Genomic DNA, 10,636 nt, shown 5'->3' with positions numbered 1-10,636 from the left:
CCCAGCGCTTGGTAGCCGTGCCCTTGGGTCGCCGGCCGGCCTTGAGCATGACCCGGTCGAGGACATACGCCAGGTCAAGCTTGAGCTCACCGGCAACCCACGTGACGATCTCGCGGCGGTCGGCGCCGGGCCGACGTAGCGCCCGCACCGTCCAGGCGACTTCACGCCGCACGCTCACCAACTTGTACGGGCTGACCTGGCGGGAGAAGGTGTCCGCCAGATCGCGGCCGATCTGCGGATCGTGCTCGCCCTGCCGGTAGAACTCCATCTCCACCGCACTGACCGTGGAGACGCGGGAGTGCTTGTGACCCCAGTAGTAGGTGGCGAGCACCTCCTTATCGCGCAGCTGCTCGTAACGGCGGGTTGCCGCGTCCAACGTTGCCGGGTCGTCCAGGTGCGCAGCTACGGTCTCGCCCAACGTCCGCCCGGACCACAGCCCGTCGCGAATGCCCTGCGCGATGACCGGGTCCTTGAAGCTGCCCGCGTCACCGCACAGCGCCCAGCCGGGACCAGAGGAGGTGCGGAAGTAGCCCTCGGTATCGGTGGCGCCGCGCATCTTGATCTCTTTGACCGTCCCGGTCAGCCGAGCGGCCATCTCCGGCTGCGCGGCAACCACGCGGTCCCACTCCTCCGGGTCCCGACGGCAACGGTCGACGATCTCCACCGCCGGCATCAGCAGGGCGGTGATGGCGTTGTTGTTGACCGGGAACACGAAACTGTTGATCTCCCCGTTGCGCCACTGGCAGATGGCGTCACGCCGCGGGAAGTGCTGGGAGCCCGCCTCGGAATCGGTCATGTAGTGGAAGGCCAGCCCACGACCGTTGGGTAGCGCCTTGTACCGGGGCGAGCCCACCCACTCGGCGAAGGTCGAGTCGCGGCCGTCCGCACCGACCACCAACTTCGCCAGGATGGTGCGCTCGCCGCCCTCGGGGTCGGTGTAGGTGAGCCCGGCCACCCGGTTGCCCTTCCACACCAACCCGTTGACCCGACACCGCTCGCGCACCTCGGCCCCGCTCGCGCGCGCGGTGGTCACCAGCGCCATGTCCAATTCGGGGCGGCGGGTGTTCAGGCCGAAGTCGATGCCGTCGACCGGCGTGTAGGTGCCCTGCACGTGCACGCCCTCGGCGATGAGCGCGACGTTCGGGCACCTCGGCGCGTCCGCGGCGAGCACCCGGTCCAGCGCGCCGAGGCGCTGCAGTTCGGCCAGGCCGCCGGCGAACATCACGTGGGTGGAGATGGTGTCCGACGGGAACGCGGCGCTGTCCAGCACCACCACCTTCCGCCCGGCCCGGGCGAAGGCGATGGCCGCGGCGCTGCCACCGATCCGACCGCCCATCACCACCACGTCGACGGTTTCGGGGCACGGCGATTCCTCGGACACCAGGGGCCTCCTGCGGGACGCGGACAGGTAGCTCACCGTAAGAAGCAACGGGCCTCCACCTCATCCTTCTGTGGGCGGTTTCTCCTCCCCCAAAAGAGGTATTTCCGTGGCATCCATCCGCCCCAGAAGGGGCAGCCCAGAGGTATATTTCCTGTGCTTCTACCTCCCATCGGAGGGCCACGTGCCGATCGAGTTGGCCGCCGGACGCGCGGACCATCCGGCTGCCCGTCGCCGTGCCGCCGCCGAGGTGGAACGTCGGTTGTCCGATCTACTTGCCGCACTGCCCGACGCCCTGCCGCAGATCGACGCAACGAACCCGGCCGCGCTGGACGAGTATCTGGCGCAGCTGGGCACGAGCGTGCTGGAGCGGATGCGCGAGCACCCGGCATCAAAGTCGGAGTGCGTGCGATACGCCGAAGTGCTGGCCGGGCTGGCCGCCCTCCGGCACGACCAGGCCGAGCAACGGGCCCGTCGTCGTCTGCTGGCGCTGGCCGAGGTCCCGGAGTTGTTCGCCGCCGCACCCGGCGAGACCGACGTCGGGCGGATATTGCAGCGCGCGGCCGAACACGCCGCGCGTATCTGCGAACTGGACCGCGTGATGATCTTCCGGTTGGACCAGGCGCAGCTCATCCCCGAGGTCACTTACTTCGTCGGGCACGCGGACTGGGCCGCCCAGGTGCTCGAACACGCCCGGCCGATCGAGCTGAGCGCGATGCGCTACGAGATGGAGATGATCCGCCGCCGGGCCGCCGCCCTGGTCACCGCACCGCTGCAGGACCCGCGGGTGACCGGCCCGACGGTCGCCGAACTGGGCACCGACGGCTTCGTCAGCGTCCCGGTGGTGGTCGGTGGCACCGTGGTCGCCACGCTGCACGGCGACACCTACTTCAGCGGCCGACGGCTGGACGTGACCGACCGCGACGCGTTGTCCGTGTTCGGCAAGGGCCTGGGTCAGGCGTTGGAGCGCGGCGCCCTGCTGGACCGCTTGGCGGCGCAACGTGACGCGGTGCGCCGACTGGCGCGCGCTGCCGAGGCGACGGTGGAGGACCTGACCACGACCGACCTCGGTCTGGCACCGCCGCCGGTCGAAGCTGTCGTGCCGGACGGCGCTGCGCAGGCCCGCCCGGTCCGGACCGGACGCCTGCCCGCGCGCACGCCGCTGACCCGCCGGGAGCAGGACGTGCTCACGCTGATGGCCCGGGGCGCCACCAACCGGGAGATCGCGCATCGGTTGGTGATCACCGAGGGCACCGTGAAATCTCACGTCAAGCACGTGTTCCGCAAGCTCGGCGTGACCAATCGGGCTCAGGCCGTCGTGCTGCACCTCGGCGCCGGCGCCGCGATCTGACCGGCGCATCACCGACCTGTCTCGACAACGTGGCCGCGAGGGCCAGAACGTGGTTAGCGGACGGCAAGACGTGCCGGGTTGGCCCCGTTTTCCCCTTGTTCGCTTACCTGCGCCGCCTAACGTCGAACGGTTAGCGCATCCACCTCCCCCCGGCACAAACCGGGCCCGCCAGTTGGAGCCGGATTGAGTCGCCAACCCCGCGGTGCGCAGACCGACACAGAGGTACTCCCCCCAGTGCCACGTCGTCCTGCTCCCGCCGTTTCCACCCAGCCGCACCGGCCGGGCCAGCGTTGGATCGAGGCGCTGCGCCGCCGCGGTGAGCTGGCACCCCGTACTGCCGCCTGGTTGAGCTTCGCGGCCGGTGTGGTGTCGGTGTGTTCTGCCGCCGTCCCTCCGTTCGCCGGTCGCCTGCGGGTGGTCAGTGATTTGTTCGGCTCTGCCGTGCCGAGCACCGCGGCGGGTACCACGGCGGCGGTGGGCATCGCGCTGATGTTGCTCTCCTTCGGGTTGCGTCGTCGCCAGCGCAAGGCCTGGGTGGCCGCCGTGGTGCTGGCCGCGGTGGCCGGGGTGCTGCATGTGATCAAGGGCCTCGACGTCGAGGAGGCCTCGTTGTGCGCGCTGCTGTTGGTCGCGCTGTTCGCCTCCCGCAGCCAGTTCCGCGCCGCGACCGCAGTGCCACCCGCACGGGTCCGGGTGATGGTGCTGGCCGGGCTGTTCGCGGTCGACATCGCCGTCGGCCTGCTGTTGGTGCGCACCAACGAGGACACCCTGGAGGGCGACCCGCACGGCCTGACCAGGCTGCGCCACGTGCTGCTCGGCTTTGCCGGCGTACGCGGACCGCTGCACTTCGGTGACGACGTCACCGCGCACACCGTCTCCGCAGTGCTGGCCGGTCTCGGCGCCATCACGCTGGTCGCCGCGGTGGGCGTGCTGCTGGTCCGGCCGGCCGGGCCGGTGGCCCGCACCGCAGCCCAGAACGGCGCGCTGAACGCGCTCTTGCGGGCCCACGGTGAGGCCGACTCGCTCGCCTGGTTCGCCACCCGGGACGACCGTCAGCTGATCGTGTCCCCGTCCGGCAAGGCCGCGGTCACCTTCCGCGTGGTCGGCGGCGTCGCCCTGTGCGCGGGGGACCCCCTGGGCGACCCGGAGGCCTGGCCGGGCGCCATCGAGATGTTCCTCGGCGAGTGTGCCCGGGCCGCCTGGGTGCCCGCGGTGATGGGCTGCTCCACGCGCGGGGCCACCACCTGGTCGCGGTACGGCCTGGATGTCATGGAACTCGGCGACGAGGCCGTGGTCGAACTGGCCGAGTTCAGCCTCCAGGGTCGCTCCATGCGCGGGGTCCGCCAGGCCGTCGGGCGCATCGACCGGGCCGGGTACACGATGCAGCTGCGCCGCTGCGGCGACATCGACGCGGGCGAGTGGGCAGAGCTCAAGGCCGCGGCCACCCGCTGGCGGCAGGGCGCGATCGAGCGCGGTTTCTCCATGGCCCTGGGGCGGTTGGGCGACCCGCGCGAGGCGGCCGGCCTGCTGGCCACCGCGCACGACGGCGAGGGCAAGCTGCGCGCGATGCTGCACTTCGTGCCGTGGGGAAAGCACGGGCTCTCGCTGGACGTCATGCGACGCGATCCGGCCGCGGAAAACGGTGTGAACGAAGCGCTGATTGTGGCGGTGCTGACGCGCGGTCAGGAACTCGGGGTGCGGCGTGCGTCGCTGAACTTCGCGTTCCTGCGGGCCGCGTTGGAGCGCGGGGAGCAGCTGGGTGCCGGACCGATCGCGAAGAGCTACCGCAAGGTTCTGGTGGCCGGTTCGCGGTGGTGGCAGATCGAACAGCTGTACCGGTTCAACGCGAAGTTCGAGCCGCAATGGGTGCCGCGCTACATGTGCTACCCGGGCGCGCTGGAACTGCCGAGCGTGGCGATCGCGTCGCTGCGCGCCGAGGCGTTCTTGGTACTGCCCGGCGACGGGAAACCCGCCAAGGCGCGGGAGATAACCACAACCAGCACGGGGGCAAGCAGTGCCGCTGACCGGTAAGGCCATCCTGGTCCTCTCCGCGCTGCTGGCACTGTCCACCCCGGTGGCCGCGGTGCTGCTCTGGGACCGTTTCGGGGCGCGCCGTTGGCGCCGGATCTCCGGACGCATGGCCCTGCTCGTGGTCGGCGAGACACTGGCGTTGGCCTTCGCGTTCGTCGCGATGAACGACTACGCAGGATTCGTGTCCAACTGGTCGGAGGCCGACGGGTTCGTCAAGGGCGCGTTCGGCCTGACCGGAAGCCATCACGCGCACCACAAGAAGAAGCCGGCCAATGCGGAGGTGTCACCGGCGGCCCAGGCCGCGCCGATCACCGCGGCCGCGCAGCAGACCGTCAACGGCAAGCCCGATCCGGACGCGCCGACGCCCGCCGATACCGCGAATGCCATCGCCCATAAGGATTTCCGGCTGAAATCCGAACTGAGCACAGCACCGGACGGCAGCACCTGGCGGACCTTGACCTGGTCCAAGCCGAACGAGTGGGCGACCAAGGGCGCCGTGGTGCTGGCCCGGCTCGGCGGTGGCGCGTCGAACCTGTCGGAACTGACCTACGTCTATCTGCCACCGCAGTACTTCGCGGCCGATGGACCCCAGCGCACGCTACCGATCCTGGAGGCGTTCACCGGCTACCCGGGGCGCACCGAAAACCTGATCGCGCAGATGCACCTCCCGGATGCCATGCTGGCCGGAATCAACTCCGGCCAGGTAGCACCGATGGCCGTGGTGATGACCCGGCCCGGCGTCACCGGGGCCTGGGACACCGAGTGCACCGACGTGCCGAACGGTCCACGGGCATTGACCTTCTACGCCAAGGACGTGCCGGCCGCGGTGCGCGACCGGTTCGGTCTGCACGACGCGCCGCAGTTCGTGCTCGGTGACTCCACCGGGGGGTACTGCGCGGCGAAGATCGCGATGGTGGACCACAAGGAATTCCCCGCCGCGGTCGTCATGTCCGGGTACTTCCACCCGGCCGTCGACAAGACCACCCGGGGCATGTTCGACGACACCAAACTGCGCGAGCACAACGACCTGCAGTGGCGTATGGACAACCTGAAGATCCCGTCCATCTCGCTACTGCTGACCACGGGTCGCGACGACTACCAGCACAAGGACGACGGCTACCCGGTCGTGCAGGAGTGGTACGAGATGATCCGCTCCCCGATGGTCGCGCAGGAACTGGTGCTCGACCACGGCGGCCACGACTTCGCTTCATTCAACGGCGACATGCCCTACGCGTTGTCCTGGCTGTCCCGGCACCTGCCGCACAGCCGCAGCGGGCACACGGCGCCCCCGCCCAATTCGACGATCTATCCGCAGTCCGCGGAGGCGGCCACCGACCCGCAACAGCAGGCCGAGGGCAACTGAGCTCCTCGTTGGTAACGGACGCCCGCCGGGGTGGTTCCGCGGCGGGCGCCCGGGTCTGCGGTGCGCAGTTCCTCAGCTGCGCTTGCCCTCCGCGAAGCGGTCGCTGAGCCAGCGCATCGCGTAGGGAATCTCGCGGCCCCAGGTGCGGAAGTTGTGGCCGCCATGGTCCAACACCAGTTCGTCGGCCGACATGGGTGCCTTCACGTCCTGCAGCAAACGCAACGCCATTTGGTAGCCGTCGTCACCGCCCTCGTCGCGCGCGGTGGCGATGAGCAACGAAATGTCCGGCGCGGCCAGGTGCTGCAGCCGCCACTCCAGATCGTTCTCGTCGCGGAAGGCCTGCCGGTTGGCGAAAATGCCCCGGGTGGTGGCGTCGGTGGCGGGCTTGAAGTAGCCGGACAGCGAGACCGCGGCCACGAACCGGCTGGGGTCGGTCATGGCGATCTTCGCGGCGCAGTACCCGCCGGTGGAGTCACCGATGGCCGCGTAGGCGCTGGGATGCACGCCGAACTGCCGGGAGACCGACGCGGGCACCGCGTCGGTGAAGAAATGCAACGCCTGCGGGCCGCCGGGCACGTCCGAGCACTCGGTGTCCCACGGGAACGTCGGCGCCGGGCGCAGCATCACCAGGATCATGTTCTGCGCCTGACCCGCCTGAATAGCGGAGAGCAGGCGGTCCGGGTAACGCATGCGGCTGATCAGATTCGCCGGCACTCCGGGATAGCCGGTGAGCACCTCGACCAACGGCAATCGACGGGCCGCCGCGCCGCTACGGAAGTAGGCCGGCGGTAGGTAGACCAGCGCCTGCTCGGACAACGCCGAGCCCGCGCCGGCCACCGTGGTGTTCACGATCGCGCCGCGGTCCACCCACTGCGCGCGCTTGGACCAGGACAGCGTCTTCCAGTCCGCGGCACCGGCGGGGATGTCGGGCTGACCGCCGAGTTGGGTCAACGCGACCTTCTGGGCGTTGGTGGCCGGAGTGCGCACGGCCGCGCCGAAGTGGGCGGCACTGTTCATGACCGGGGCCGTCGACGTGGTGCCCAGCAGGTCGCCCCACGTCGAGTAGAACTGGCCGTAATCGTTGACCAGCACCCCGACCAGCGCCGTGGTGGAGATCTGGCAGGCCGCGAACAACGCCATCCGAGAACCGGCACGAACGCCGCGCGGACCACGCACCCGGGACCAGCACCACACGCAGGCCACCGGGGATACAAAGGCAGCCATCACGGCGATGATCAGCATCGCCGTCCCGGTCAGTCTCACCGCGCTTTACTCCTGCTCTGCCTCGCCTCGAGCACGACGGTTCGGCCTGTGATTCACGAGGGTATGCAGGCCGCAGAAGCGGACGGTAAAACCGGACAAACCGCAGGTCAGCGGATGGATATCGGTCCGCCGTCGTACCCGGTGGCACCGTCCGGGACCGGGGAGGTGTTCTGCACCACTTGCACGGCGCCGCTGGCGTCGGTGGCCCGTACGGCCAGGTTGTGCGTGCCCTTCGGTGCGTTCCAGTCCAGGCGCCATTGCCGCCAGGTGTCGGGGTTGCTCCACGGGGCGAGCGTGGCGGTGCGCCAGGGGTCCTCGTCGACCTGCACCTCGACCTTGCTGATTCCGCGGTGCTGCGCCCAGGCCACCCCGGCGATGGTGGTCGGGCCGGTTGCGATCTGCCCGTACCGGACGGGCAGCTCCAGTCGGGACTCGGTCTTGATCGGGGCCTGCGCGGACCAGCCGCGTTTGGTCCAGTACGCCTCGAAGTCGGCGAAGCGGGTGACCTCGAGATGGGTGACCCACTTGGTCGCGGAGACGAAGCCGTAGAGGCCGGGGACCACCATGCGCACCGGGTAGCCGTGCTCGGCGGGCAGCGCAGCGCCGTTCATGCCGATGGCGAACATCGCGTCGCGGCTGGGGTCGGTGAGCGCGGACAGCGGGGTGCCCGCGGTCCAACCGTCGATCGAGGTGGACTTCACCGCGTCCGCGCCGGGGCGCACGCCCGCCGAGCGCAGCACGTCGCGGACCGCGACGCCGAGCCAGCGAGCATTGCCGATCAGGTCGCCGCCGACCTCGTTGGACACACAGGTGAGGGTGACGTCGCGCTCGATGAGTCGGCCGCGCAACAGATCCGCATAACCGATGGTGATCGGGTTGTCGACCATCCCGGTGATCTTCAGCTGCCACGTCGAGGCACTCACCTGCGGGACGACGATCGAGGTGTCCACCCGGTAGAAGTCGCTGTTCGCGGTGAAGTACGGGCTGAGTCCGGGAATGCCGAAATCTGCCCCGCTGACCGAGGCGGCGGGACTGGCCGGCCCGGGCAGCGCGAAACTCGGCGCCGGACCGACGTCGGTGTTCGACCCGCCCCACCGCCACGCGGTGAGCCCTACGGTGCCGACCGCGCCGAGGGCGACGGCGCCGCGCACGAAATCACGTCGATCCATTCCGGGCGCGCGCCGCCCGCCCGGGATGACCACTGCCGGCCGCACAGGACCAGTACTGCGCGGGCTCTCGCCGGCCGGCGCGGGTGGTGCCACGCGTTCGCGGACCAGCAGCCCCGAGGAGCGCAACGGCCCGGCCGCGGGCGGCGCGGGCGGCGGTGCACTTGCCGCGGCCGCCGTCCGGACCGGTGTCGGCAGCGAGTTGAGCAGCCACCACATTCCCGCGGTGCTCACCGCGAAGGCGGCCAACGCGGGGCTGACCCGCACCACCGGGTTGTCGTGCACACCGCGCACGGTGGATACCGCCAGCACGCCGACGGCGCCGACCGCCGCGGTCAACCCAACGGCGAAGCGCTTGGCCCGCACCCCGATGGCACCGGCCACCGCCCCGAGCACCACCACGGTGCACAGCACCCCGGTGACCAGCACCTTCTTGTCGTTTGCCCGGAAGTTGCGGATGGCCCACTCGGTGAGGCCCTGCGGCGAGGAGTCGATGGCCCAGGTCCCCACCGCCACCACCGGGGACGGCCCGCCGATGACCGACGCCACCCCCTCGGCCACGGCCAGCCCGACCCCGGCAACGAACAGGCCGGACACCACGCCCAGCAGCCGCGTACGACTCATGTCGACCAGCCTGACAAACGAACAGCGCAGAAGCGATGCGGAAAACCTGACGATCCGCGAACGATCAACGGGCGCGGCGGAAGTCGGGGGGTTGGGTGCCGTCGCGGTCGAAGACCAGCGGGACGACCTGGCCGGTGGTCGTGGTGGGGGTGCCGTCCAGGGTGAAATCGTCGAGGCGCTGTGGCCAACGGCGGTCGACGGCCGCGTTGAACGCCGCGCCGATGAGCATCACGATGGCCAGGGCGTAGAGCCAGATCAGCACCACGATGGGGGCGGCCAGCGGGCCGTAGATCGAGGTGCCGCCCACCGACCAGTTGATGATCAGCCGCACCCCGTAGCTGCCCAACAGTGCGCCGCCCAGGGCCAGCGAGGAGCCCGGTATGCCGCGCGCCCAGGAGTTCGGCACGGGCACGGCGATCCAGAACAGCGTGGTCAACGAGGCCACCGAGAGCACCGACACCACCGGCCAATAGAACGCCACCACCCAATGCACGTTGTGCGGCAGCGTGAGGGAGAGCAGCTCGGGCCCACCGAGCACCAGGGGCAGCAGCACCACCCCGACCACCAGGCTGACGATGTAGAGGGAGAAGGAGAGCATGCGGGTGGCGATGATGCCGCGGTGTCCGCCCAGGCCGTACATGATCGCGATGGTGTCGATGGTGACGTTCAGCGCGCGTGATCCGGACCACAACGACAGCAGGAAGCCGACCGAGACGATGTCGAACCGGCCGCCGTTCAGCACGTCGTTGAGCGTGGGCACGATCGTGTCGGCCACCGTTTGGTCGGACAGCGCGTGCCGGGCCAGGTCGATGATCGAGGAGCGGAAGTGCTCGACGGTGTCCGGGCCGATGACGTCCGCGAAGTAGCCCAAAGTGCCCGCCAGCCCCAGCACCAGCGGCGGCAGGGAGAGCAGCGCGAAGAACCCGATCTCCGCGGCCAGCCCGGTGACCCGGTGCTTGAGACAAATACGGAAGGTGGTCGCGGCCAACCAGCGCAGGTGGCGCAGCGCGGCGCGCAACCGGCCCGAAAACCCGCCTCCGCGGCCTGCCATACCCCTACGGTAGCCGGCTGCCGGGCTTGTGAAGGTTTTCTCCAGCCACGCCGCGCGGTATGCTGGGTGCATGACCGCCGTCGGGATCGCCTTGGTCGAGCGTCGTCACATCGACCTCGGCCGGGTCTCGACGATGTCGTGTCGCGGCTGCTGACCGCCCCACCCCCAGTTCGTTCGCGGGTGCCCGGTCGCGGCCGCTCGCTCCTCTGACCGGTCGCACGGTGCCCCTCCTTTGTTGTGAGGAACCATGCCGATCAATGGCCAGTGGGCGTTGGGCCAGCGCGAGCCGCTCAACGCCAACGAGCAGATGAAGCAGGACGACAACCCGCTGCACGTGCGGGAGCGGATCGTCAACCGCTACCAGTACACCGGGTTCGACTCCATCGACAGCGACGACCTGCGCGGCCGG

At 70.0% G+C, this 10,636-nt stretch carries 7 protein-coding genes; 3 read left to right on the top strand and 4 right to left on the bottom strand.

The genetic code is table 11. The features are described from left to right. On the bottom strand, nucleotides 1-1,381 hold a 1,381-nt coding region (locus VGJ14_18600), incomplete at its 3' end, for an NAD(P)/FAD-dependent oxidoreductase (protein ID HEY2834439.1). 181 nt (nucleotides 1,382-1,562) lie between these two features. Between VGJ14_18600 and VGJ14_18595 the strand changes: the two genes are divergently transcribed. The 3 genes from VGJ14_18595 to VGJ14_18585 all read left to right on the top strand — a co-directional run bounded on the left by VGJ14_18595 (nucleotide 1,563) and on the right by VGJ14_18585 (nucleotide 6,123). After that, nucleotides 1,563-2,729 carry a helix-turn-helix transcriptional regulator gene (locus tag VGJ14_18595; GenBank protein HEY2834438.1) on the top strand — a complete coding sequence of 389 codons (1,167 nt, stop codon included), beginning with the start codon at nucleotides 1,563-1,565 and terminating at the stop codon, nucleotides 2,727-2,729. A 234-nt stretch (nucleotides 2,730-2,963) separates the two neighbouring features. Further along, nucleotides 2,964-4,760 (top strand): phosphatidylglycerol lysyltransferase domain-containing protein, encoded by a 1,797-nt coding sequence (locus tag VGJ14_18590; GenBank protein ID HEY2834437.1) that lies wholly within the window; start codon nucleotides 2,964-2,966, stop codon nucleotides 4,758-4,760. Further along, nucleotides 4,744-6,123, top strand: a complete 1,380-nt coding sequence (locus VGJ14_18585) for an alpha/beta hydrolase-fold protein (protein ID HEY2834436.1) — start codon at nucleotides 4,744-4,746, stop codon at nucleotides 6,121-6,123. Before VGJ14_18590 ends, VGJ14_18585 begins: the two co-directional genes overlap by 17 nt. Before the next feature lie 72 nt (nucleotides 6,124-6,195). Here VGJ14_18585 and VGJ14_18580 read toward each other — a convergent pair whose 3' ends face one another. The 3 genes from VGJ14_18580 to VGJ14_18570 all read right to left on the bottom strand — a co-directional run bounded on the left by VGJ14_18580 (nucleotide 6,196) and on the right by VGJ14_18570 (nucleotide 10,227). Further along, nucleotides 6,196-7,386 carry an alpha/beta hydrolase-fold protein gene (locus VGJ14_18580; protein ID HEY2834435.1) on the bottom strand — a complete coding sequence of 397 codons (1,191 nt, stop codon included), beginning with the start codon at nucleotides 7,384-7,386 and terminating at the stop codon, nucleotides 6,196-6,198. 107 nt (nucleotides 7,387-7,493) lie between these two features. After that, entirely contained in the window at nucleotides 7,494-9,176 is a 1,683-nt protein-coding gene (locus VGJ14_18575; protein ID HEY2834434.1) for a molybdopterin-dependent oxidoreductase, read from the bottom strand. Nucleotides 9,177-9,240: 64 nt separating this feature from the next. Continuing rightward, nucleotides 9,241-10,227: a YihY/virulence factor BrkB family protein gene (locus VGJ14_18570; protein ID HEY2834433.1), complete on the bottom strand. Its 987-nt coding sequence runs from the start codon at nucleotides 10,225-10,227 to the stop codon at nucleotides 9,241-9,243. Nucleotides 10,228-10,636 lie beyond the last annotated feature (409 nt).

Source organism: Sporichthyaceae bacterium (assembly GCA_036493475.1).
In the GTDB taxonomy this organism is placed as follows: Bacteria; Actinomycetota; Actinomycetes; order Sporichthyales; family Sporichthyaceae; genus DASQPJ01.
Note: the sequence above shows the minus strand (reverse complement) of the source record. Positions and strands in the feature narration are given on the sequence as shown.

Bases quoted from the DNA above. Each gene is read 5' to 3' on its own strand.
- VGJ14_18575 (HEY2834434.1), bottom strand. From the start codon at position 9,176: ATGAGTCGTACGCGGCTGCTGGGCGTGGTGTCCGGCCTGTTCGTTGCC.
- VGJ14_18570 (HEY2834433.1), bottom strand. From the start codon at position 10,227: ATGGCAGGCCGCGGAGGCGGGTTTTCGGGCCGGTTGCGCGCCGCGCTG.